Source organism: Niveispirillum fermenti (assembly GCF_048066175.1).
GTDB lineage: Bacteria > Pseudomonadota > Alphaproteobacteria > Azospirillales > Azospirillaceae > Niveispirillum > Niveispirillum fermenti.
This window is the reverse complement of sequence record NZ_JBLTXA010000028.1, coordinates 26,890-50,583: the sequence shown is the minus strand read 5'-3', so window position 1 is coordinate 50,583 and position 23,694 is coordinate 26,890. Positions and strand designations below refer to the sequence as shown.

13 protein-coding genes are annotated in these 23,694 nt (G+C 66.4%); 7 read left to right on the top strand and 6 right to left on the bottom strand.

Features of this window, described 5'->3' with window-relative positions:
- From ACM9LZ_RS20285 to scpA, 5 genes are all read left to right on the top strand, one after another.
- Complete coding sequence (locus ACM9LZ_RS20285; protein WP_416621341.1) at positions 1–2,478, top strand: response regulator; 2,478 nt, start codon at positions 1–3, stop codon at positions 2,476–2,478.
- A 6-nt stretch (positions 2,479–2,484) separates the two neighbouring features.
- Positions 2,485–3,144, top strand: coding sequence for a biliverdin-producing heme oxygenase (locus ACM9LZ_RS20280; RefSeq protein WP_416621340.1), 660 nt, complete (start codon positions 2,485–2,487; stop codon positions 3,142–3,144).
- 196 nt (positions 3,145–3,340) lie between these two features.
- A complete protein-coding gene (locus ACM9LZ_RS20275; protein ID WP_416621339.1) occupies positions 3,341–4,873 on the top strand; it encodes an acyl-CoA carboxylase subunit beta in 1,533 nt (510 codons plus the stop codon).
- Positions 4,874–5,021: 148 nt separating this feature from the next.
- A complete protein-coding gene (locus ACM9LZ_RS20270) occupies positions 5,022–7,022 on the top strand; it encodes an acetyl-CoA carboxylase biotin carboxylase subunit (RefSeq protein WP_416621338.1) in 2,001 nt (666 codons plus the stop codon).
- Between the two features lie 169 nt (positions 7,023–7,191).
- On the top strand, positions 7,192–9,345 hold the full coding sequence (gene scpA / locus ACM9LZ_RS20265; protein WP_416621337.1) for a methylmalonyl-CoA mutase: 2,154 nt from the start codon (positions 7,192–7,194) through the stop codon (positions 9,343–9,345).
- An 89-nt stretch (positions 9,346–9,434) separates the two neighbouring features.
- Here scpA and ACM9LZ_RS20260 read toward each other — a convergent pair whose 3' ends face one another.
- From ACM9LZ_RS20260 to ACM9LZ_RS20245, 4 genes are all read right to left on the bottom strand, one after another.
- A complete protein-coding gene (locus tag ACM9LZ_RS20260) occupies positions 9,435–10,262 on the bottom strand; it encodes a MipA/OmpV family protein (RefSeq protein ID WP_416621336.1) in 828 nt (275 codons plus the stop codon).
- A 237-nt stretch (positions 10,263–10,499) separates the two neighbouring features.
- Positions 10,500–11,906 carry an efflux transporter outer membrane subunit gene (locus tag ACM9LZ_RS20255; RefSeq protein WP_416621335.1) on the bottom strand — a complete coding sequence of 469 codons (1,407 nt, stop codon included), beginning with the start codon at positions 11,904–11,906 and terminating at the stop codon, positions 10,500–10,502.
- Positions 11,907–11,927: 21 nt separating this feature from the next.
- Positions 11,928–13,910 carry a MacB family efflux pump subunit gene (locus ACM9LZ_RS20250; protein WP_416621334.1) on the bottom strand — a complete coding sequence of 661 codons (1,983 nt, stop codon included), beginning with the start codon at positions 13,908–13,910 and terminating at the stop codon, positions 11,928–11,930.
- A complete protein-coding gene (locus ACM9LZ_RS20245) occupies positions 13,907–15,187 on the bottom strand; it encodes an efflux RND transporter periplasmic adaptor subunit (RefSeq protein ID WP_416621333.1) in 1,281 nt (426 codons plus the stop codon). The genes ACM9LZ_RS20250 and ACM9LZ_RS20245 overlap by 4 nt, the downstream gene beginning before the upstream one ends.
- A 339-nt stretch (positions 15,188–15,526) precedes the next feature.
- Here ACM9LZ_RS20245 and ACM9LZ_RS20240 point away from each other — a divergent pair, with 339 nt between their 5' ends.
- Positions 15,527–16,702, top strand: coding sequence for a glycosyltransferase (locus ACM9LZ_RS20240; protein ID WP_416621332.1), 1,176 nt, complete (start codon positions 15,527–15,529; stop codon positions 16,700–16,702).
- A 7-nt stretch (positions 16,703–16,709) separates the two neighbouring features.
- Here ACM9LZ_RS20240 and ACM9LZ_RS20235 read toward each other — a convergent pair whose 3' ends face one another.
- The gene (locus ACM9LZ_RS20235) at positions 16,710–17,795 is read right to left on the bottom strand and encodes an HD domain-containing phosphohydrolase (RefSeq protein WP_416621331.1); all 1,086 of its coding nucleotides are present in this window, start codon (positions 17,793–17,795) and stop codon (positions 16,710–16,712) included.
- Entirely contained in the window at positions 17,792–19,849 is a 2,058-nt protein-coding gene (locus ACM9LZ_RS20230) for an MHYT domain-containing protein (protein ID WP_416621330.1), read from the bottom strand. Before ACM9LZ_RS20230 ends, ACM9LZ_RS20235 begins: the two co-directional genes overlap by 4 nt.
- Positions 19,850–20,104: 255 nt before the next feature.
- On the opposite strand from ACM9LZ_RS20230, the gene ACM9LZ_RS20225 reads away from it, so the two are divergent.
- Positions 20,105–23,665, top strand: coding sequence for a response regulator (locus ACM9LZ_RS20225; RefSeq protein ID WP_416621329.1), 3,561 nt, complete (start codon positions 20,105–20,107; stop codon positions 23,663–23,665).
- The last annotated feature ends 29 nt before the right edge of the window (positions 23,666–23,694 follow it).

Sequence of the window (23,694 nt, the reverse complement as noted above, 5' to 3'; positions counted from 1 at the left end):
ATGCCCGACGCCATCCATATTCTGCATCTGGAAGACAGCCCGCTTGATTGCGAACTGGTCGGGGCGCACCTGCGCAAAGCCGGACTGGAATGCGAAATCACCCGTGTTGAAACCCGCGAGGCCTTCACCGACGCACTGGGAACGACACGGTTCGATCTGGTCCTGGCCGATTTCGTGCTGCCCGGCTTCGACGGATTGTCCGCCTTGCAGATCGCCCAGGACAGGGCGCCCGACACACCCTTCATCTTCCTGTCCGGCAAGATGGGGGAGGAACTGGCCGTCGAGGCGCTGCGCCACGGCGCGCGCGATTATGTGCTGAAGGAACGGCTTGTCCGCCTGGCCGCGGCCGTCAACCGTGCCATCGACGAGGCGCGCATCCTGGTCGAACGCCAGCAGGCGGAAGCAAAGTTCCGCGCCCTGGCGGAAAGCATGCCGCAACTTGTCTGGTCGGCACAGCCCCAGGGCGCGGTCGATTATCTGAACGGCAACTGGCACGACTATACCGGGGCGGAAAACGGCGAGAATATCGGTGACGGCTGGCTGGCGGTGCTGCATCCCGACGACCGGCGGCGCACGCAGGATCGCTGGAGCACCGCCGTGGCCACTGGCGAGGAATATGAGATCGAGTACCGGCTGCGGCGCCATGACGGCGTTTTCCGCTGGTTCCTGGGCCGCGCCCTGCCGCTTTATGACAAGGATGGCCAGATCATCCGCTGGTTCGGTACCTGCACCGACATCGATGACGCCATCAAGTTCCGCACGGCCCTGTCGGAAAGCCGGGAGGAACTGGAGCGGCTGGTGGATGCGCGCACCGGGGAGCTGATCTCCGCCAATGCCAAGCTGCGGGCGGAGGTGGCCGAGCGCAAGCGCGCCCAGGCCGACCTCAGCGCCCTTTATGCCAAGACGCCCGTGCCGCTGCATTCGCTGGACAGCGAGGGGCGGCTTTTGAGTGTCAGCGACCGCTGGCTGGAATTCATGGGTTACGATGACCGGTCCCAGGTGATCGGCCGCCACATCACGGAATTCATGCCCCCCGACTATGCCCGGCTGCACCTGCAAAGCCGCTGGCCGGAACTGATGCGTGAAGGCGTGGTCCGCGACCTGCCCTATCAGATCATCAAACGGTCGGGGGAAGTGGCCGACATCCTGGTATCGGCCCGTATCGACCGGGACGAACAGGGCCGCTTCCTGCGCACCATGGACGCCATCGTCGATGTCACCGCCCGCCTGCGCGCCGAAGCGGAGCGGGAACGGGCGGAAGAAGCGCTGCGCCATGCCCAGAAGATGGATGCGCTGGGCCAGCTCACCGGCGGAATCGCCCATGATTTCAACAATCTGTTGACCGCCATCACGGGCAACCTGGAACTGCTGAATGCCCGCATCGACGGTGATGACCGCGACGGGCTTCGTGCGCATACGACCAATGCCAAGGCCGCCGCAGCACGCGCGGCGGCGCTGACCCAGCGGCTGCTGGCCTTTGCACGGCGCCAGCCCCTGCGCCCCGACGAGACCGAGCCCGGCACGCTGATCCGGGGCATGGAGGAATTGCTGGGCCGCACGGTGGGCGAGCAGGTCAGCATCCGGACCGAGGCCCCGCCCGGCATCTGGCCCGCCTGGTGCGATGCCAACCAGTTGGAGATCGCGTTGCTGAACCTGGTGGTCAACGCGCGCGACGCCATGCCGGATGGCGGCCGCATCACCATCACCGCCGCCAATGCCCGGTTGACGGAGGCGGAATTGACGCACGGGGGCCAGCCCGGCGATTATGTGCGCCTGTCGGTCAGCGACACGGGCTCCGGCATGGCCCCGGACATCATCGCCCGGGCCTTCGACCCTTTCTTCACCACCAAACCCATCGGGCAGGGCACCGGACTGGGGCTGAGCCAGGTCTATGGCTTCGTCAGCCAGTCCAACGGGGTGGTGCGCATCGAAAGCCTACCCGGCCGGGGCACGACCGTGCATCTGTTTCTGCCGCGCAGCGAGAAGGGCCGGCTGGAACAGGCCGGGGAACCGGTGGTGGCCGCCACCATCGAGGCCCGCAACGCGACCAGCGGCACCGTGCTGATCGTGGAGGACGAAGTGCTGGTCCGCATGGTCGCCGTGCAGGCCCTGCAGGATGCCGGCCTGCAGGTGGTGGAGGCATCTGACGGCGCGCAGGCCCTGGCCCTGCTGGATGACGGGCTGCGTTTGGACCTGCTGGTCTCCGACGTGGGCCTGCCCGGCATGAACGGGCGCCAGCTTGCCGAGGCGGCGCGCGAGCGGCGTCCCGGCCTGGGGGTCCTGTTCATGACAGGCTATGCCTTCGATGTCACGCTGGGCACGGGTATTCTGGAACCGGGATGCCAGGTTCTGCAGAAGCCATTTGAAACCCGCATTCTGGTGACCCGGGTGCGCGAGATGCTGTCGGGACCCGGCGGTGCCGCCGGCCCGGACTTCCCCGCCCCGGAAAACTCCCCCGCGAAACGCCACTACGCCTGACACATCGTGCAACCTCGATCCGCAGAAAACACCTTCCGCACGACGGAACATGGCCGGCCGGCACCGGCGGATGCCGGCCGCGCGCAGCATCTGAAGGCCGCAACCGGCCCCGCGCATACCCGGCTGGACCAGGCCATCATGCGGCGGGACCCGTTTGCCAGCCGCGAGCGCTATGCCCTGTTCCTGGCCGTGCAGCATGCCTTTCATCGCGATGTCGATGCGCTTTACGTCAGCCCGGCGCTGAATACCCTTCTGCCGGGTCTGGCGGCGGGTCGCCGGCTGGACCTGATCACACAGGATCAGCAGGACCTGGGGCACGGGCCGGCCGACTTCGCCATACCGGACACCGAACCGGTCTTTGCACCCGGTGCGCCGATGGACCTGCCCACGGCGCTGGGCTGGCTGTACGTCGCGGAAGGGTCCAACCTGGGCGCCGCATACCTTTTGAAGGAAGCCGCGAAGCTAGGCCTGTCGGAACGCTTCGGCGCCCGCCATCTGGCAGGGGCAGCGGCGGGACGCGGCCTGCACTGGCGGACCTTCACGTCAGCCCTGGATGCCATCCCCCTGTCCAGCACGCAGGACGCCCACGCGGCCGACGGCGCCCGCGCGGCCTTCGCACGGGTCCAGGGACTGGTCGACAGGCTGTTCGGCAGGACGCACCGCTAAGGGGCACCCCGCCCCTGCCCGTCGCCCCATCTGGGCCGGCAACGCGGATTTGATGGTGAATTGCAAATTCGCAAAATTTGCAATTCACCATCACCGCCTTCGCAATTCCACACCCATCCACGCCTTTTCACGACGCCCTGGAATTTGCAAACTCCGCCTAAATTCCCATGAACCTTTCCCAAGGGGCGGATTTCCCATGCAGGATGTGCTGGTGCGGTTGGAGGAGATGCGGGCCGGTGCCCGTCAGGGCGGCGGTGAGAAGCGCATCGCGGGCCAGCATGCCAAGGGCAAGCTGACGGCGCGGGAGCGGATCGAGATCCTGCTCGACGAGGGCTCGTTCGAAGAATGGGACATGTTCGTCGAACATCGCTGCGCCGATTTCGGCATGCAGACGCAGAAGGTGCCGGGCGACGGCGTCGTCACCGGCCATGGCACCATCAATGGCCGTCTGGTCTTCGTGTTCAGCCAGGATTTCACCGTCTTCGGCGGGTCCCTGTCGGAAGCGCATGCGGAGAAGATCTGCAAGATCATGGACCAGGCGATGAAGGTGGGCGCCCCCGTCATCGGTCTGAATGACAGCGGCGGTGCGCGCATCCAGGAGGGCGTGGCCAGCCTGGGCGGCTATGCCGAAGTGTTCCAGCGCAACGTGCTGGCGTCGGGCGTCGTCCCGCAGATCAGCCTGATCATGGGACCGTGCGCCGGTGGCGCCGTCTATTCGCCGGCCATGACCGACTTCATCTTCATGGTGAAGGATTCATCATACATGTTCGTCACCGGCCCCGACGTGGTGAAGACGGTGACGCATGAGGTGGTGACGGCGGAGGAACTGGGCGGGGCCGTGACCCACACCTCCAAGTCCGGCGTCGCCGACCTGGCGTTCGAGAATGATGTGCAGGCCCTGCTGGAAACCCGCCGCCTGGTGGATTTCCTGCCGCTGTCCAACCGCGAGAAGCCGCCGTCGCGCCCCACGCCGGACACGGCCGACCGGCCGGAAATGAGCCTGGACACCCTGATCCCCGCCAATCCCAACAAGCCCTACGACATGAAGGAACTGATCCTGAAGATCGTGGACGAGGGCGACTTCTTCGAAATCCAGCCGGAATACGCCAAGAACATCATCACCGGCTTTGGCCGCATGCAGGGTTCCACGGTCGGTTTCGTGGCGAACCAGCCGATGGTGCTGGCCGGGTGTCTCGACATCGACAGCGCCATCAAGGCCGCGCGGTTCGTGCGGTTCTGCGATGCCTTCAACATCCCCATCGTGACGCTGGTCGACGTGCCGGGCTTCCTGCCCGGCACCAGCCAGGAATATAACGGCATCATCAAGCATGGCGCCAAGCTGCTGTTCGCCTATGCGGAAGCCACGGTGCCCAAGGTGACGCTGATCACCCGCAAGGCCTATGGCGGCGCCTATGACGTGATGGCGTCCAAGCATCTGCGCGGCGACGTCAATTATGCCTGGCCCAGCGCGGAGATCGCCGTGATGGGGCCGAAGGGTGCTGTGGAGATCATCTTCCGTGGCGATATCGGCGACGCTGCCAAGATCGAGGCGCGGACAGAGGAATACCGGCAGAAATTCGCCAATCCCTTCGTGGCGGCGGGCCGTGGCTATATCGACGACGTGATCATGCCCCACAATACCCGCCGCCGCCTGTGCAAGGCGCTGTCGATGCTGAAGAACAAGCAGCTCCAGAACCCCTGGAAGAAGCACGACAACCTGCCGCTGTAAGGGAGGATTTAAGGGCTCCGCCATCGCCCCCTCTCAACCGTCACCCCGGCGACAAGCCGGGGGTGGCGGTAGATGAAGCGGAACCTCTGGTCTCTCCTACGCCCCGAACACGCCGCGCAAGCACCAGCCACGAAGGTCACCGGCCCCCATGTTCAAGAAAATCCTCATCGCCAACCGTGGCGAAATCGCCTGCCGCGTCATCAAGACCGCCCGCCGCATGGGCATCAAGACGGTGGCCGTCTATTCCGACGCCGATGCCGGCGCGCTGCACGTGGAAATGGCGGACGAGGCCGTGCATATCGGCCCGGCGCCGTCGGCCCAATCCTATCTGATCGCCGACAAGATCATCGAGGCGTGCAAGCAGACCGGGGCGGAGGCGGTGCATCCCGGCTATGGCTTCCTGTCGGAGAAAGCCCCCTTCTGCGAGGCGCTGAAGCAGGCCGGCATCGTCTTCATCGGCCCCGATGTGCATGCCATCGGCGCCATGGGCGACAAGATCGAGAGCAAGAAGCTGGCCAAGGCGGCCGGCGTGTCCACCGTTCCGGGCTATCTGGGCGTGATCAAGGATGACGAGGAAGCCGTCGGCATCGCCCGCGACATCGGCTATCCCGTCATGATCAAGGCCTCGGCCGGCGGCGGCGGCAAGGGCATGCGCGTGGCCTGGAACGATGCGGAGGTGCGCGAGGGCTTCCGGTCGGCCACCAACGAGGCGCGGTCCAGCTTTGCCGATGACCGCGTGTTCGTGGAGAAATACATCACCGAGCCGCGTCACATCGAAATCCAGCTTCTGGCCGATGCGCATGGCAATGTCGTCTATCTGAACGAGCGTGAATGCTCCATCCAGCGCCGTCACCAGAAGGTGATCGAGGAGGCGCCGAGCCCGTTCCTGGACGCGGCCACGCGCAAGGCCATGGGCGAACAGTCGGTGGCGCTGGCCAAGGCCGTGCAATATCGTTCCGCCGGCACGGTCGAGTTCATCGTGGACAAGGACCGCAATTTCTACTTCCTGGAGATGAACACCCGCCTGCAGGTGGAACATCCCGTGACGGAGATGATCACCGGCCTGGATCTGGTCGAACTGATGATCCGCGTGGCCGCCGGGGAGGAATTGCCCCTCACCCAGGCCGATATCGGCATCAATGGCTGGTCGCTGGAAGCGCGCGTCTATGCGGAGGAGCCGACCCGCGGCTTCCTGCCGTCCACCGGCCGCGTCACCCGCTATCGCCCGCCCGTGGAGGGCAAGCGCGAGGACGGCTCCATCATCCGCGTCGATACCGGCGTGTATGAGGGGGGTGAGATCAGCATGTATTACGATCCGATGATCGCCAAGCTGATCACCTGGGCACCTTCGCGCGAGCAGGCGACGGACGCCATGGCCGATGCGCTGGACGGGTTCCAGATCCGCGGTGTGGGACACAACATCTCCTTCCTTACCTCGCTGATGCAGAAGCAGCGCTTCCGCGACGGCCGCCTGACCACCAATTTCATCGCCGAGGAATATCCCGACGGGTTCCACGGCCTGACGCCGGACCCCGCCGTGCGCGACCGCCTGCTGGCGCTCGCCACGGTCCTGCATGCACGCATCGCCAGCCGTGACGCCATGGTGTCCGGCCAGATGGCGGGCCACGGCCTGCACGTGTCCCAGGATTGGGTGGCCCGCGCCGAACGGCAGAACCATCCGGCCCATCTGGCCGTGACGGGGGGGGCCACCACGGTCGGTCTGGCCAATGGCCCGCTGACCGTCATCGGGGACTGGGAGATCGGTCAGACACTGTGGCAGGGCACTGTCGGCGGGGTCTTCATGACGGTTCAGGTGGACCGCAAGGGCACCTCGCTCATCCTGACCCATGGCGGCTTCGCCTTCCAGGTGGATGTGCTGACCCCGCGCGCAGCCGAACTGGCGGAACTGATGCCCGTCAAGCTGCCGCCCGACATGTCCAAGTACCTGCTGTCGCCCATGCCGGGCCTGCTGGTGTCGGTGTCGGTGAAGGAAGGCGAGGCGGTGAAGGCCGGCCAGGAACTGGCCGTGGTGGAGGCCATGAAAATGGAAAACATCCTGCGCGCCGAAGCCGACGGTACGGTAAAGAAGGTCCATGCCGCCAAGGGCGCTTCGCTCGCGGTGGATGAGAAGATCATCGAGTTCGAGTGAACGGGCTACATTTGCCACCTCTCTACCGTCATCCCCGTAAAAGCGGGGATCCAGCGTAAGGCGTGGTCAGCGCCGATATGAACCGTATCGCGACAGACGCCGCTCTTGCTGGATCCCCGCATACGCGAGGATGACGAATAAACATTTTAGAAGCCTGGAGCCCCAAGAGATGACCCAGTTCCCGCCCAAGAATCTCGCCGACTGGGAAGCCCTCGCCGCCAAGGATGTGGGCAAGGACGCGAAGCTTGAAGACCTGACCCGCACGACGGCGGAGGGGTTGGCGGTCAAGCCGCTCTATACCGCCGAGGACCTGGAAGGGCTGGAAAGCGTGGGCACCCTGCCCGGTTTCGCCCCCTTCACGCGCGGCCCGCGCGCCAGCATGTACGCGGTGAAGCCCTGGACCATCCGCCAGTACGCGGGCTTCTCCACCGCTGAGGCCAGCAACAAGTTCTACCGCGCGAACCTGGCCGCAGGGCAAATGGGCCTGTCGGTGGCCTTCGATCTGGCCACCCATCGCGGCTATGACAGCGACCATCCCCGCGTCGTGGGCGATGTCGGCAAGGCCGGCGTGGCCATCGACAGCGTGGAGGACATGAAGATCCTGTTCGACGGTATCCCGCTCGACAAGATGTCCGTCTCCATGACCATGAACGGGGCGGTTCTGCCCATCCTGGCCATGTATATCGTGGCCGGTGAGGAACAGGGTGTCGACACGGCCAAGCTGTCCGGGACCATTCAGAACGACATTCTGAAGGAATTCATGGTCCGCAACACCTATATCTATCCGCCCGAACCCAGCATGCGGATCATCGCCGATATCATCGAATACACGGCGAATTTCATGCCCAAGTTCAACTCCATCTCCATTTCCGGCTACCATATGCAGGAGGCCGGGGCCACGGCGGTGCAGGAACTGGCCTTCACGCTGGCCGACGGCATGGAATATGTCCGCGCCGCCCTGGCCAAGGGCCTGAACGTGGACAAGTTCGCCCCGCGCCTGTCCTTCTTCTTCGCCATCGGCATGGATTTCTTCATGGAGGTGGCGAAGCTGCGCGCCGCCCGCCTGCTCTGGGCCAAGCTGATGGAGAAGCATTTCCAGCCCAAGGATGCCCGCTCGCTGGCCCTGCGCACCCATTGCCAGACCTCGGGCGTGTCCTTGACGGAGCAGGACCCCTATAACAATGTCATCCGCACCACGATTGAGGCCATGGCCGCCATCATGGGCGGCACGCAGAGCCTGCACACCAACAGCTTCGACGAGGCCCTGGGCCTGCCCACGCCGTTCAGCGCCCGCATCGCCCGCAATACCCAGCTGATCATTGCCGAGGAAACCCGCATCCCGCATGTGGTCGATCCGCTGGGCGGCAGCTACTATGTCGAGCATCTGACGGCCTCGCTGGCCGAAGCCGCCGAAAAGCTGATCGATCAGGTGGAGGAGATGGGCGGCATGACCAAGGCCGTGGAAAGCGGCCTGCCCAAGCTGATGATCGAGGAGGCAGCCGCAAGGCGTCAGGCCCGCATCGACCGGGGCGAGGAGGTGATCGTCGGCGTCAACAAGTACCGTCCGCAGAATCCGGAAAAGGTGGACGTGCTGGACATCGACAATACCGCCGTGCGTGAGGCACAGGTGGCCCTGCTGCAGCGCATCCGCGCCAGCCGTGACGAAGCCAAGGTGCGCGAGACCCTGGCCGCCCTGACCAAGGCGGCGGCCGAGAAATCCGGTAACCTGCTGGCGCTCGCGGTGGATGCCGCCCGTGCCCGCGCCACGGTCGGGGAGATTTCCGACGCCATGGAAGAGGTATTCACGCGCCACCGCGCCACCATCCGCTCCGTCTCCGGCGTCTATGGCGCGGCCTATGAGGGGGATGCCGGCTTCCAGCAGATCCAGAAGGACGTGGCCGCCTTCGCCGAGCAGGAAGGCCGCCGCCCCCGCATGCTGGTGGTGAAGATGGGCCAGGACGGCCATGACCGTGGCGCCAAGGTCATCGCCACCGCCTTCGCCGATATCGGCTTCGACGTCGATGTCGGTGCCCTGTTCCAGACGCCCGAAGAAGCCGCCCGTCAGGCCATCGAAAACGACGTCCATGTCGTCGGCGTCTCCAGCCTCGCCGCCGGCCACAAGACACTGGTCCCGCAACTGGCCGCCGCCCTGAAGGAACAGGGTGCGGGCGACATCCTCATCGTCTGCGGCGGCGTCATCCCGCCCCAGGATTACGAGTTCCTGCTGAAGGCCGGTGCGGCCGCCATCTATGGCCCGGGAACCAACATCCCGAAGGCCGCGGCGGAGATCATGGAGATGATCAGCGCCAAGCGCACGGCCTGACCCTGCGGAGCGACGAACATGGGAAAGAAGGGGGGGCGGAAAATTCCGCCCCCCCTTCTGGCGTTCGACGGGCAGCGCCTGAAGCGGCGTCAGAACGTGTAGGACAGGCCCAGCGCGCCCATCACCTGGTCACGGCTGCCATTATCCTTCACGAACGGGCTGTCGGCAGCATCGCCCAGCAGGCGGGAATAGCCCGCGAAGCCCGTGATCGACCAGTTCTCGCCCAGCGGATGGATCATGATGGCCGTAAGGCCGGCATTCTTCAGCCCCGCCCCGGCCCTGTATCCCGTGCGCGATCCCGGCGGGACCGCGGCCGAACCGCCCGCCGGCCGCAGCCGGTCGGCCGTGGTGCTGAAATAGGAATGCATGTAATCATCACTGGCCCAGGTCAGCGACGGGCCGACCAGCAGCATGGTGCGACCGGCGGGATTGAACATCCAGGTGGCGGAGAGGGTCGCTTCCGTCCCCTTATGGCCATCACCCAGCAGGTCGGTCGCGACATCCACCGACAGCATCAGCCGGTCGATCGTATACTCGGCAAAGATGCGGCCAAGGGCCGTATCGCCGACATTGCGGTAACCGGCCAGCGCCGCATCGCGCTTTGACGAGCGCCCGCTGTCAAACGCGATGGCCGCGCCCAGGGTCAGATTGTCGTTGCTGACAAGATTGGCACCAAGCCCCTGGCGGGAAAGGAAGAAGCGGTTGTCGTAGGTGATCTCGACATCCGGCAGGGGACGGATTCTATAGCTGTCGGATCCTTCATAGTCGGGCATGACGCCCCCCAGCACGCCCAGCCGCACATACCAGCCATCATCCGGCCGGTCCGCCTGCGCATGGACGGCGGTGGCAGAGATGGATGAAAGCAGGGCGGACATGGCGACAGCCATGCGCAACCGCCCGATCGAACGGGTGTTCATCGATTTCTCTCCGATCCTTTGGAAGCGGCCCCGGCCCTTCGCCCCAGCCATCACCGCGCCGGCACTGTGACAAAGCAGGCAGAGGCCCGGTGTGACGGGCGTCACAAAAATGAACATTGCTCAAAATATTCATCTTTGCCCGTTGCGGGCGGTTATCACCCGACGAGCCCCCACCCGGCCTCGGCAGCAGCGGATACCGGACACATCCAAAGGGCGCCGGAAAGCGCCCCACCGCCCTCAGGCCGCGGACCAGCCGCCGCCCAGGGCGCGGAAAAGGGCGATGGCGGTCTGCATTTCGGCCAGACGCACCTGTGTCAACTGGTCCTGGGCGGACAACAGCGAACGCTGGGCGTCCAGTAGGGTCAACAGGTCCACGGCCCCTTCCCGGTAACGGGTTTCAGCCAGCCGGAAAAGCTCCCGCGACAGCCGCACGGCCTCTTCCTGAAAACGCCGCTGGCTTTCGGTGTTGCGGGCCTGGGCCAGCGCCGTCTCCACATCGGAGAAGCCGGTCAGGATGGCCTTGCGATAGGTTTCCACCAGTTCCACGCGGCGGGCCTGGGCCACCTCCACCTGGGCACGGCGGCGGCCGCCGTCGAAAAGGCTCTGGGCCAGGGAAAGGCCCAGGCTGGCCACCGCACCGGGCGCATCGACCAGACTGGACAGGCCGGCACCGGTCAGGGTGCCGGACAGGTTCAGCGTGGCGGCGGGGTACAGGGCGGCGCGGGCGGCCACGATGTCCGCACCCGCCGCCTCCAGTTGCACGGCAGCAGCCTTCAGGTCGGGCCGGCGTTCCAGCAGATCGGCCGGCACGCCGACGCCCGTGGCGGGCAGGCCCAAGCCGCCCAGGCCCGTGCCCGACACCGACAGGTCGGCCGGGGCACGCCCCAGCAGCACGGCCAGACTGTTCAGCGCCGCCACCTCCTGCTGGCGCAGGGCCGGCAGGGCAGCCTGCTGGCTGACAAGGGCATTGCGCTGCTGGGCCACCTCCAGCGCCGTGGCGGCGCCGTTGCGATAGCGGGCATCGACCACCGCCATCACCCGCTCGGCCAGCGCCAGGCTTTCCTCTGCGCTGCGAACACGGTCGCGCAGGGACAGGACCTGGAAATAGCCGTTGGCGACCCCCGCCGTCACGGTCAGGGCCACCGTTTCCTGGTCCAGCCGGCTGATGACCACGCCGGCCGCCGCACTGTCGGCCGCAGCGCGGTTCGCCCCCCAGAAATCCAGCTCATAGGCGGCGGAAAGCCCCAGGCTGGAACTGGTCCGGCCACTGCGCCCGCCGGGACCCGAGGCATCGCTTTCCTGACGGCTGAGGCCGGCACTGGCCCCCAGGGTGGGCAGCAGGGCGGCACCCGCGGCCCGCGCCCGGGCATCGGCCTGCGCCAGCCGCGCCGCGGCGGCGGCCAGGTCCGGATTGGCGGCGCGGGCATCCCCCAGCAGGGTCAGCAACTCCGCCGACCCGAAGCCGCCCCACCAGTCAGCCGCCGGCCAGGGGGTGGACGCCACGGACGCATCGGCCCGCTGCCAGGCGGCCTGCGGCGTGACAGGGGACGTGGTGGTGCCGTAATCGCCATGTGCGCAGCCGGTCAGCAACGCCGTTCCGGCCAGCAGCAGGGGAAGGAAAAGACGGGAAGGGCGAGCGGTCATGCAGATGATCCGGAAAAAGGGTCAGTCGGCCGCCAGGGCCACGACGGGGTCCAGCAGGGCGGCCCGGCGGGCGGGCGTGTAGCCGAAGATCAGGCCCGTGGCGAAGGCACAGCCGAAGGCCAGCATCATGGGGGGCAGGGTCAGCTGGATGTCGACCCCGAAGAAGGTCAACAGCAGCGACACGGAAATGCCCAGCGCCACGCCGATCACCCCGCCCAGCGCCGATACCAGCAGCGCTTCAAGCAGGAATTGCTGCATGACATGCCGGGCACGGGCGCCGGTGGCCATACGGATACCGATTTCCCGTGTCCGTTCCGTCACGTTCACCAGCATGATGTTCATGACCCCGATGCCGCCCACCAGCAGCGAGATCGCCGCGATGGAGCCCAGCAGGATGGTCATGGTCTGGCGCATGGCCGACAGCGTGTCGATGAAGGAGGCCGTGTTGCGGACCTGGAAATCCTCTGCCTGGTGGCGGGCGGTCAGAAGGCTGGTGATCAGGGCCTCCGTCTCCCCGATGATCGAGAGATCATCGACCAGCACCGTGATGGAGCGCAGGTTGCGCTGGCCGAACACGCGATAGCTGCCCGTGGTCAGCGGCACGAACACGACATCATCCTGATCCTGGCCGACCGGACTGGCACCCTTCGGTGCCAGGACGCCGATCACCTGGAACGGCACATTGCGCAGCAGGATGTACTGACCCACGGGATCGGCGCCGGCGAACAGGTTGTTGGCCACGGTCTGACCGATGACGGCGACGGGGGCATAGCTGTCCTCCGCGGCATCGTCGAAGAAGGTGCCGGCCGCCATTTCCCAGGCCCGGGCCTGCTGCATGCCGGGACTGGTGGCCGTCACCTGGGTCTGATAGTCCATGTTGCCGGCGCGGGCCGTCATGTTGCCGCTATATTCCGGCACGGCCACGATGACGTTGGGGATGCCGTGGATGGCGTCGGCATCCTCCGGCACCAGGGTGGCCACGCCATTGGCATTGCGCTGTCCCGGCGCGCCGGGGCGGATGACCAGCAGGTTCGTGCCCATGGCGCTGATCCGCTCCACCATGGCCCTTTCCGACCCGTTGCCCACGGCCAGCATGGTCACCACCGATGCCACGCCGATGACGATGCCCAGCAGCGTCAGCACCGTGCGGTAGAGATTGGCCGACAGGGCGCGGCGGGCCATGCGGAAGGCCTCCGCCAGTTCCCACACGGTCCAGCCGCTATCCTGTCCCGGTTCCGGAACGGTCACGGGATGCACGGGCACGGGCGGCGGGGCCGCGGCCTCCAGCGCATGCGGGGTCGGGCCGTCGGCCACGATCTGCCCGTCCTTTATCTCCACCAGCCGGCGGGCATTGCCGGCCACGTCACGGTCGTGGGTGATCAGGATGACGGTGTGGCCGCGCGACGCCAGATCGCTCAACAGGCGCATCACCTCTTCGCCGCTGCGGCTGTCCAGGGCGCCCGTCGGTTCGTCGGCCAGGATCACCTGACCGCCATTGACCAGCGCGCGCGCGATGGACACGCGCTGCTGCTGGCCGCCGGAAAGCTGGCTGGGCCTGTGGTCCATGCGGTCGGCCAACCCCAGGGCGGACAGCAATTCGCCCGCCCGCTCCTGTCGCGCCTGACGCCCCATGCCGGCATAGACGGCGGGGACCTCGACATTCTCCGCCGCCGTGGCCATGGGGATCAGGTTATAGCTCTGGAACACGAAGCCGAACGCCTCGCGCCGCAGCAGGGCCAGCATGTCGCGGTCGAAGGTGGATACGTCCCGCCCGTCGAACAGATACTGCCCCGTGGTCGGCCGGTCCAGACAGCCCAGGATATTCATCAGGGTCGACTTGCCGGAACCCGACGCGCCCATGATGGCCACGAATTCCCCCGGATGGATCTTCAGCGAGACGCCTTTCAGCACCTGCACCGCAAGATCGCCGTTGGAATAGGTCTTGGTGATGTCCACCAGTTCGATCAGCGGTGTGACCCCACCGTTGGCGTGTGGCGTGCTCATAGCATCCCCGGCGGCCGCATGCGCTGCATGTTCTGCTGCTGCTGGTTACGCTGCGCCTGCAACTGTCCGGCGGACGGGCGGCGGCCGACCACGATGGTCTCCCCTTCCTGCAGGCCGGACAGCACCTCCGCATTCACGCGGTCGCTGACGCCGATCATGATGCGCCGTTCCTCCACCGTGCCATCGGCCTTCAGCACCTGCGCCATGCGCGGGCGGCCACGCGGCTGGCCATCGGCGGGGGCGGCCTCGGGCGGTGCGGCGCCGGTGGGGGCAGTCTCCCCGGCCGGGGCGGCCGGACGCTGGCGGCGGCGCTCCCCGTCGGCGGCACCCCCGGCGGGGCCGGAGCCACGCTGCTGCAAGGCGGCCACAGGCACGCGCAGCACATCCTGGGCGGCGGCGGCGATGAAGAAGGTCTGCGCCGTCATCTGCGTCATCAGATCGCCGCCCCGATTCTCCACATCGAACAGCGCGTTGTAGAGGATGACATTGTTCACGATTTCGGGGGTCGGGTTGATCTTGGCGAGCGTGCCCGTCCAGCGGCGATCCGGCCGGCCCAGCGTCGTGAAATAGGCGGGCATGCCGATGCGCAGTCGCGACACGTCGGCTTCGGAAACCTGCGTCGTCACGGTCATCACCGACAGATCGGCGATGCGGACCACGATGGGGGCCGACTGGTTGGCATTCAGGGTCTGGCCCTGCTTGGAATTCTGTGAAACGACCGTGCCCGACATGGGGGCATAGATCTTGGTATAGCCCAGATTGGCCTCGTCCCCGCGCAGGGTGGAGTTGGTCTGACGGATCTGGGCCTGCACGGCCTTCACGGCACCCTCCGCAGCGCGCAGGGTCTTCTCCGCGCTCTGGAAGCTGTCCTGGCTGGTCGCGTTTTCAGCCAGCAGATTCTTCTGCCGCGTGAATTGCAGGCGGGCCAGATCCAGCTCGGCTTCCCGCTGGATAAGCTGTGCCGCCAGATTGTCCAGTTGCGCACGGTCGGCCTCCACCCGTGCCTCGTAAACCGTGGGGTCGATCTCCGCCAGCAGGTCGCCCTGCTTCACATCCTGCCCGACCTCCACATGGACGATGCGCAACTGGCCGGATACCTGGGTGCCGACATCGACATAATCACGGGGCTGGAGATTGCCCAGCGCCGTCACGCTGTCCTCGATATTGCCCCGCTCAACCCGCGCGGTCAGAAACTGGGCGGTCTCCCCGCCCCCGTCGTCACGCCCGAGGAACCACCAGGCCGCACCCGCGGCAAGCCCGACACCCACTATGGCCATGAATGATCGGCGTCGGAAAAAAGAAAGGGACTTACGGCGGCCAGTCCGGCTTTGGGTGGCCTTGGGCGGATGGGTGCTCACGGGTTGCGTATCCTGTCTTTGGGCAGGTGGGCAAGGTTTCACAACACCTTATACGCCCGGCCCGGCAAAGCCCTGCGCCAAAAAGATCATAAACTTTTTGTAATGCTGTTCCGCGATCCGCGTCACGGTCCGGTCATGGCCCCGTCAGAAAATTGTCAGGCACACGCGGTATGCTGCGGCGCCATATCGACCGCCCCACAGGAATGGAGACGGGCGGCAGGCACAACCGCCTGAAGGGTCTGAGGGGGCCCCTTATCCATGCATCTCGCCTTCTTTGTGCATTCGCTTTCCACGGGCGGCGCCCAACGGCGCACCATCATGCTGGCGAATGGGCTGGCCGCACGCGGCCACCGCATCGATCTGGTCACAGCCGTCGATGGCGGCCCGGAAACCGGTCTTGTCGGCCCCAGGGTGATGCGCCTGCCGCTGGCCCCTTCCCCTGCCCCCGATGTTGCATCGGGCGGCGTGCGCACGGGCGATCTTGCCGCTGCCATCCGCCCGCTCTCCCGCTACCTGCGCCATAACCGCCCCGACATGCTGGTCGGCATGGCCAATCATGCCGTGATTCCGTCCGTCCTTGCCCATACGCTGGCCGGCCGGCCCGCCATCCGCCTGGTGCTGCGGGCCAGCAATCATCTGTCCCGGCGGCACGACGCGACCATCAACCCCCGCCGCGCAGCGGAAGCCTGGCTTTGGCGCCGGGCGGATGCGGTGCTGGCCGTATCCGGGGATGTCGCGCGCGACGTGGTCAGCGTGACCGGTCTGCCTGCCGGCCGCGTGCTGACGGTGGCCAGCCCCATTCTGCCCGACCGGCTGCATGCCGCGCGGCGGCCCTTGCCGGCAGGCGACGGGACGGTCCGCATCCTGGCCATGGGGCGCTTCGTGCGGCAGAAGGGATTCGACACATTGCTGCACGCCTTCGCCCTGCTGTCGGCCCGGCGCAAGGCACGGCTGGTGCTGGCCGGCGACGGGCCGGACCGATCGGCCTTGCATGTCCTGGCCGACAGTCTGGGCATCGCCGGTCTTGTCGAGTTTCCCGGTCTGGTCAGCAACCCGTTCGACCGGTTCGCCGGGGCCGACCTGTTCGTTCTGTCCTCGCGCTGGGAAGGAATGCCCGGGGTGCTGGTGGAGGCGATGGCTCTGGGCTGCCCCGTGGTGTCCACCGATTGCCCTGGCGGCCCGCGCGAATTGCTGCGCCAGGGGGCGCTGGGACCGCTGGTGCCCGTTGACGACACGGCGGCGCTGGCCGATGCCATGGATGCCGCCCTGAGCCATCCGGTGTCCGCAGATGCCCTGCGCCGGCGGGTACAGGATTTCACCCTGGACAATGCCACGACCTCCTACGAGACGGCATTGCTGCATCTGGGCACGTGGCAGGGTATGCCCCGCCACCCGGCAGGGCCGGCCAAGGGCCTTGCCTGGCAGACCGAGTGACGGGCGATCAGTCCGCCAATTCGGCGCGGATGGCCAGCATCCGGTCAATATTATCCAGGAACAGCCGTGTCAGTCCGGGATCGAGATGGGCGCCGGCACTGGCCGCCAGATGGTCGATGACCCGCTCAACCGGCCAGGGTTCCTTGTAGGGCCGGCGCGACAGCAGGGCGTCGAACACATCGCAGATGGCCACGATGCGGCCGGATAGGGGAATGTGCTCCCCCGCCAGCCCGCGCGGATAGCCGCTGCCGTCCCATTTCTCGTGATGGGACAGGGCGATCTCCGACGCCAGGTCCAGCAGCTTCAACCCGCTGCCGCCCAGGATCTGGGCACCGATCTCCGCATGGGTGCGCATGATGACCCATTCGGCCTCGTCCAGGCGGCCGGGCTTCAACAGCACATTGTCGGGGATGCCGATCTTGCCGATATCGTGCAGGGGGGCCGCACTGCCGATCTTGTTGACATAGATGGTGTCCAGCCCCGCCAGCCCCGCCAGTTCGGCCGACAGCCGGCCGATGCGGGTGACATGCTGGCCCGTGTCCTCGTCCCGGAACTCCCCGGCTGTACAGAGGCGACGGATGATTTCCGCCCGCGTGCGTTCCAGCTCGGCCGTGCGTTCCAGCACCTGCTGTTCCAGCCGCACGGAATGCTGGCGCTGGGCCCGGTGCAGCAGATGCAGTTCCAGAAGATTGCGTGACCGCGCGATCAGTTCCCAGAAGGCATAGGGCTTGGTCACATAGTCCCGGGCGCCGGCTTCCAGTGCCTTGCGCCGGCTGCCCTCGTCATTCTGGGCTGTCACGACCAGGACAGGTGGGGCTTCCGTGCCCAAACCCGCCTTCAGGCGGGAAATGAAGGTCGGGCCGTCCAGGCCCGGCATCCGGTAATCCAGCAGGACCAGGTCGGGCTGCCCGTGCTGGGCCAGGGCCAGCCCCTCGAACGGATCGGTGGTGGACTGCACGTCGGTGAAGCCCGCCATTTCCAGCATGCCAAGCAGCAGTTCGACATTGGCCGGCAGGTCGTCAACGACGAGCAGGCGCGCCGACAGAAGCGCATCCTCCATGTCGGACGAAGGCGGGAGGATGAATTGGGTCATCTGCGTGCCTCCGCCAAAGCCTCCTCCACCGCGGCCATGAACTCCGGGACGCGCAGGGGCTTCGTCAGGTAGCTGCGGAAGCCGGCAGCAATCCCCCGTTCCACTTCACGCGGAAGGGCATTGGCCGACAGGGCGAGCGCCGGGATATCGGCCGTGGCGGGGTCCGCCCGCAGCCGGGATAACAGTTCGAACCCGTCCATCCCGGGCAGGTTGATATCCAGGATCATGATGTCGGGCCGGTAGGTGGTGGCCAGATGCAGCCCCGATCCCGGATCGGCGGCGATCAGCAGGCGGAAGCCGCCAAGACTGTCGATCAGGTCCCGCATGAGCTGGATGTTGGCGGGATTGTCTTCCACATAGAGCATGGTCTGCACACCCGGTGCCGGACCGGCCTGTACCCGCTCCACAGGTCCCACAGATGCCAGGCTGGCCAGACGGGCCGCCGGCAGGTGGAAGGAGAACCGGCTGCCCTTCCCTTCCTGGCTTTCCACCTCGATGGCGCCCCCCATCGCCTCGACCAGCCGCTGGCAGATGGTCAGGCCAATGCCCGTCCCTTCCACCGCCCCATGTTCCCGGCCCAGACGGTTGAACGGCTGGAACAGGTCAGACAGGCGGTCGGCAGGAATGCCCATGCCCGTATCACTGACCGCCAGGGTGATGCGCCCCTCCGGCCCTTCCGATAGCGACAGGACGACACGACCCGCCGGGACATTGTATTTGATGGCATTGCTGGTCAGGTTCGTCAGCACCTGGGTCAGGCGTGTCTGATCCGCCACCACACTGACGGGGCCATCCGGCAGTTCCAGCGACAGGCCGACATTGGCGCCATCCGCCGCGGGCTGCAGCGTCGTGACCATGTCACGCGCCACGGCGGCGGCATCCACCGGCTCCAGCGACAAGGTCATGTGCCCGGCCTCCACCTTGGCCAGGTCCAGCACCTCATCAATCAGCCGCAGCAGATGGGCACCCGCCTTTTCGATCTGGGTGGCCGCGCGCTCCTGCTTGGGCGTCAGCGGTTCCCGCGCACGGTTGAACAGCAAAAGCTGGGAAAAGCCCATGACGGAATTCAGCGGGGTCCGCAGCTCATGGCTCATGGAGGCCAGGAAGTCCGACTTGGCCTGGCTGGCCGCCTCGGCCCGCTGGCGCGCCTCCTCCAGATCGCGGGTGCGCTCGGCGACGCGGCATTCCAGCGCCTGACGGGCCTGCTCCAGCTCCGCCTCCACGCGCCGGCGCTCGCGCATCTCCTCTTCCAGGATGTGGTTGGCGCGGCGCAACTGCTCGGCCTCACGCGCGGACGCGGCGGAGATGCGGCGGTCGGCAATGCCGGCCACCAGGGCCAGGATCAGCAGGCCATACGCCATGACAGCGATCAATGCCGCGAGCAGGGGCCGGGGCAGACCATCCATGTCGACCGGAAGGGTGGGGTCGATATTGATCACCAGCGCTTCCATGCCGGTATAATGCATGCCGCATATGGCCATGCCCATCACCAGTGCCGCCACCACCCGCAACCCCATGCGTTGCGGGGTCAGGGCCAGCCAAAGCGCCACGATGGCCGCCGCCACCGCGATCATCACCGACAGGGAGAACAGACCCGGCGTATAGGCGATGGTGCCAGGCACCAGCATCGCCGCCATGCCGGTGTAATGCATGACCACGACACCCATGCCGACAATGACCCCGGCCAGCAACAGGCGCAGCAGACCCGTTCCCTGCCCCACCAGCCACAGGCCCAGGGCCACGACACCGATGGGCACGGCCAGTGACAGCAGGGTCAGCCCCTCGTGGAAGCCGAATGGAAAAGCCACGCGCAGGGCCAGCATGCCCAGGAAATGCATGACCCAAATGCCACCGCCCAGCGCCACAGCGGCCGCGGTGTGCCAAGCCGCCCGCCAGCGCCCCTCGGCGTGACGCAGTCGTTCGGCCATGTCCAGGGCGACATAGGACGCGAAAGCCGCCGTCACATAGGAAAGCGCGACCAGCCATGGGTCATGGCTGATCGTCAGTCCATCATCGGCACCGGTGAAGCACAGACCCAGTATGTTGAATTCCAAGACGAGCCCCCGGCGCACATACACACGCAGACATCAGCAGACACAACCTGACGCTTAACATCATTATCCTGCCTAAAGGTTAACCCCGAACGCTACAGAAGCAAGCGCCCATTCCGTATAGGCACACCTCTTGCGCCTATCCCAATGGACCGACCCGCGATCGCGGCGGGACGTTCTGTTTGTCAGTGCATCGGCGTATGATGCGGTTAGTCGGCCGTTACAGGCGGACCGACTTCCCCCTGGATCAAACCCACTATGGCGGTACATTTCCTCACCTTGCGCGGGCGCCTGATATTGCTGGTGGCAACGGTGATTGCCGCCCTTGCCGCCATTCTGATCGTGGAGAACCAGTCACGGCGCAACGACGCGGAACGGCAGATGATGGTCCACGCCCTGGATCTGGCCCGTTTTGCTGCCAGTGAACATACGGAACTGATCCTGGGATTGCAGAGGATGGTGAATGTCGTCGCCACCCGCATCGCCGGCCTGCCGCGCCAGGATTGCCAGCACAGCCTGCTGACCCTGCGCAGCATACAGCCGTGGCTGTCACATATCTTCATTGCCCGTCCCGACGGTTCGATCGTCTGTTCCACGGCGGAGGATGACAGCAAGGTCAATCTGGGTGACCGCGATTATTTCCAGAAGGTTCTGGCAACGGGCGTGCCCGTCACCAGCGGCTATCTCCGCTCCCGCGTCAGCGGGCGCCCTATCATGGTGCATGCACAGCCTATCCTGGACCAGGACCGGCATGTGGTGGGCGTCGCCGTCATCGGCGCCCTGACGGACGGGCTGGAGGATCTGGCCACCCGGACGCTGGCCAGCGCGCCCGGCGCCACCTTGATGGCGCTGGATGCCGATGGGGCCCTGTTGATGCGCTATCCCGTGGTGCGCGGGCTCGACGGCACCCGGCTGGATCACCTGCCCTTCGTCCGGGAGGCAATGACCCATGAAAGCGGTGTCTGGACCGGGCCGGGGCTGGACGAGGTGGACCGGCTGATGGGGTTCGCGTCCGTGGATAACGGCGCCATGCACATCATCATTTCTTATCCCCGCGCGCAGGTATTGGCCAATGCCACGACGGAATTCCGGCGCCATATGGGCATGGTTCTGTTGCTGGCCGTGCTGGCCATCCTGACCCTTTACCTGGGTCTGTCGCGCACCGTGCTGGACCCGCTGCGCCAGCTTGCACGCACGGTGCAGCGGCTGGGCGAAGGCGAACTGGGTCTGCGCGCGCCGTCCGGTCCCGGGGAGATCGGCCGCCTGGCCGACGCCGTGAACGAAATGGCCGGCAACCTGCAGCGTCAGGCATCCGAACTGGCAACCCGCGATGCGCAATACCGGCTGCTGTCTGAACAGAGCAGCGACGTGGTGGCCCTGCACGCCCTGGACGGCACCTATCTCTACGTGTCGCCGACCGCCACCTGGATGATGGGTCATCCACCCGAGCAACTGGTGGGCAGCGCGCCGCAGGACCGGGTGCATGAAGATGATCTGCAAACGCTGGAACGTGGCCTGTCAATCCTGCTGGCCGGCATGCCCTGCCCGCCGGTGACCTATCGCATGCGCCATGGCGACGGGCATTGGATTTGGGTGGAAACGGCATTCGCCCTGGCCGCCGATGCGCGGGCCGGACAGCGCATCGTGTCGGCCACCCGTGAAGTCGGGCAGCGCGTGGCGCAGGAGCAGGAACTGCGCGCGGCGCGCGACCGGCTGGGCGACCAGGCCCGGAACCTGCAGGCCCTGGCCGCCGACCTGGACCGGGCCCGCCGCGTGGCAGAGGCATCCGCGGCATCCGCCGAGACTGCACGTGGCGAGGCAGTACGCGCCAATCAGGCCAAATCGGAGTTCCTGGCCAATATGAGCCATGAGGTGCGCACGCCGATGAACGGCATCATCGGCATGGCGGGCCTGCTGATGGATACGGCGCTGACACCCGAGCAGCAGGGATACGCGGAGACGATTCGCGACAGCGCCGACGCGCTGCTCTACATCATCAACGACATTCTGGACGTCTCCAAGCTGGAGGCGGGCAAGCTGCAACTGGAGACGATCGATTTCCTGCTGGCAGACATGGTGGACGGGGTCGTGGCCCTGCTGGCGCCGCGTTCGCGGCAGAAGGGCATCTCGCTGAATGCCGATATCGCGCCAGACGTCAACAGGGCCTATCGCGGCGATCCGACCCGGCTGCGCCAGATCCTGCTGAACCTGGCCGGCAATGCCGTGAAATTTACGGAAAGCGGCAGTGTCACCATCGATGTGCGCACCGATGAGAGTGCAGTCGGCACCGCAGCGGGGCATACGGCCTTGCGCTTCACCGTGACCGATACGGGCATCGGCATGACGGTCGGGCAGATGGAGCAGCTTTTCCAGAAATTCAGTCAGGCCGACAATTCCATCACCCGCCGTTATGGCGGCACAGGCCTGGGCCTGACAATCTGCAGGCAATTGCTGGACCTGATGGGCGGGGACATCCAGGTCGAGAGCCAGGCGGGCGAAGGCAGCCGCTTCAGCTTCACACTGGCCCTGCCGCCAGCGGCCGCGGCACCGCCCGACACCAAGGAACTGCCGAAACAGTTGAAGGGACACCGCGCACTGGTGATCGATGATGTGGAAACCAACCGCCGCATCCTGGGCCGGCAGCTTGAACAGTTGGGTATGCTCCCCGTGACGGCGAATGGCGCCCCGACGGCAATGTCGGAACTGGAACGGGGTCTGCGGGAAGGCACCTGCCCCAAGGTGATCCTGATCGATCATATGATGCCGGGCATGGGCGGGGACACGCTGGGCCGCTGGCTGCGCAACCATCCCAGTTTCGCGGGCATCAAGCTGGTGCTGGTCACCTCCTCCGGGCGGCTGGATACGGGCGACCCCGCTGCCGACGCCTTCGACGCCGTCATTCCCAAGCCCGTCCGCATCCAGTCCTTGCGCGAAACACTGGGCCGCCTGTTCGGCGAACCCATCCCGACGCCTGCCGCCGCACCGTCAACGCCCACCGACCGCCGTCAGCGCGTGCTGGTGGTCGACGACAATCCGGTGAACCAGAACGTGGCCCGCCTGATCCTTGAGCGTGACGGCTATAGCGTCGATCTGGTGGGTGATGGCATGGAAGCGACGGTCGCTGCCGGTGCCTGCCGCTACGACCTGATCCTGATGGATGTCCAGATGCCGGGAATGGACGGCATCGAAGCCACCCGCCTGATCCGCACCCAGGAAAGCCAGACCGGCATGGACCGGACCCCCATCATCGCCGTCACCGCCAACGCCATGGTCGGCATGCGCGAATCCTACCTGCAGGCCGGCATGGACGATTATATCTCCAAGCCCTATGCCCCTGCGACGCTGCGCCAGGCGGTGTCGCGCTGGGCCGGCCAGCATCCGCGCGCAACGGCGCAACCTGGCAAACCAGGGGCAGGCGGCGAGGAGGAGAGCAGGGACGATACCGGCCTGCCATCCATAATGGAAACCGGCGTGCTGGACAGGTTGCTGGATTTCACCAGCGCGCCTCAACTGACCCGGATGCTGGAACAGTTTCTGGAAGCCGCACAAGACCGTACCGCCCGGATGGACACCCTCCGCCGGGAAGGCAACTGGGACCATTTGCGGCGGGAAGCGCACAGCATGATCTCCCTGGCCGGCAACATGGGGCTGCGCCGGATGCAGCATCTGGCGGGACGGATCGAACAGGCCCTGATCCAGGGTGATCATGATCAGGCCGCGGGTCTGGTCGATGCCTTGCTGGCCGATGCGCCGGAAGGCTGGGCGGCGGTGAGCCGCCATGCCGGGACCATCGCCGCCCTTCCCGCCCCTGCGGCCTGACCGGCGCAGGACCGCAGCATATTGTTGCC

What these genes read in the sequence shown, in the direction of transcription:
- ACM9LZ_RS20285 (WP_416621341.1), top strand. Translation starts at nt 1, where the DNA reads ATGCCCGACGCCATCCATATTCTGCATCTGGAAGACAGCCCGCTTGAT.
- ACM9LZ_RS20275 (WP_416621339.1), top strand. Translation starts at nt 3,341, where the DNA reads ATGCAGGATGTGCTGGTGCGGTTGGAGGAGATGCGGGCCGGTGCCCGT.
- ACM9LZ_RS20270 (WP_416621338.1), top strand. Translation starts at nt 5,022, where the DNA reads ATGTTCAAGAAAATCCTCATCGCCAACCGTGGCGAAATCGCCTGCCGC.
- scpA (WP_416621337.1), top strand. Translation starts at nt 7,192, where the DNA reads ATGACCCAGTTCCCGCCCAAGAATCTCGCCGACTGGGAAGCCCTCGCC.
- ACM9LZ_RS20260 (WP_416621336.1), bottom strand. Translation starts at nt 10,262, where the DNA reads ATGAACACCCGTTCGATCGGGCGGTTGCGCATGGCTGTCGCCATGTCC.
- ACM9LZ_RS20255 (WP_416621335.1), bottom strand. Translation starts at nt 11,906, where the DNA reads ATGACCGCTCGCCCTTCCCGTCTTTTCCTTCCCCTGCTGCTGGCCGGA.
- ACM9LZ_RS20250 (WP_416621334.1), bottom strand. Translation starts at nt 13,910, where the DNA reads ATGAGCACGCCACACGCCAACGGTGGGGTCACACCGCTGATCGAACTG.
- ACM9LZ_RS20245 (WP_416621333.1), bottom strand. Translation starts at nt 15,187, where the DNA reads ATGGCCATAGTGGGTGTCGGGCTTGCCGCGGGTGCGGCCTGGTGGTTC.
- ACM9LZ_RS20240 (WP_416621332.1), top strand. Translation starts at nt 15,527, where the DNA reads ATGCATCTCGCCTTCTTTGTGCATTCGCTTTCCACGGGCGGCGCCCAA.
- ACM9LZ_RS20235 (WP_416621331.1), bottom strand. Translation starts at nt 17,795, where the DNA reads ATGACCCAATTCATCCTCCCGCCTTCGTCCGACATGGAGGATGCGCTT.
- ACM9LZ_RS20225 (WP_416621329.1), top strand. Translation starts at nt 20,105, where the DNA reads ATGGCGGTACATTTCCTCACCTTGCGCGGGCGCCTGATATTGCTGGTG.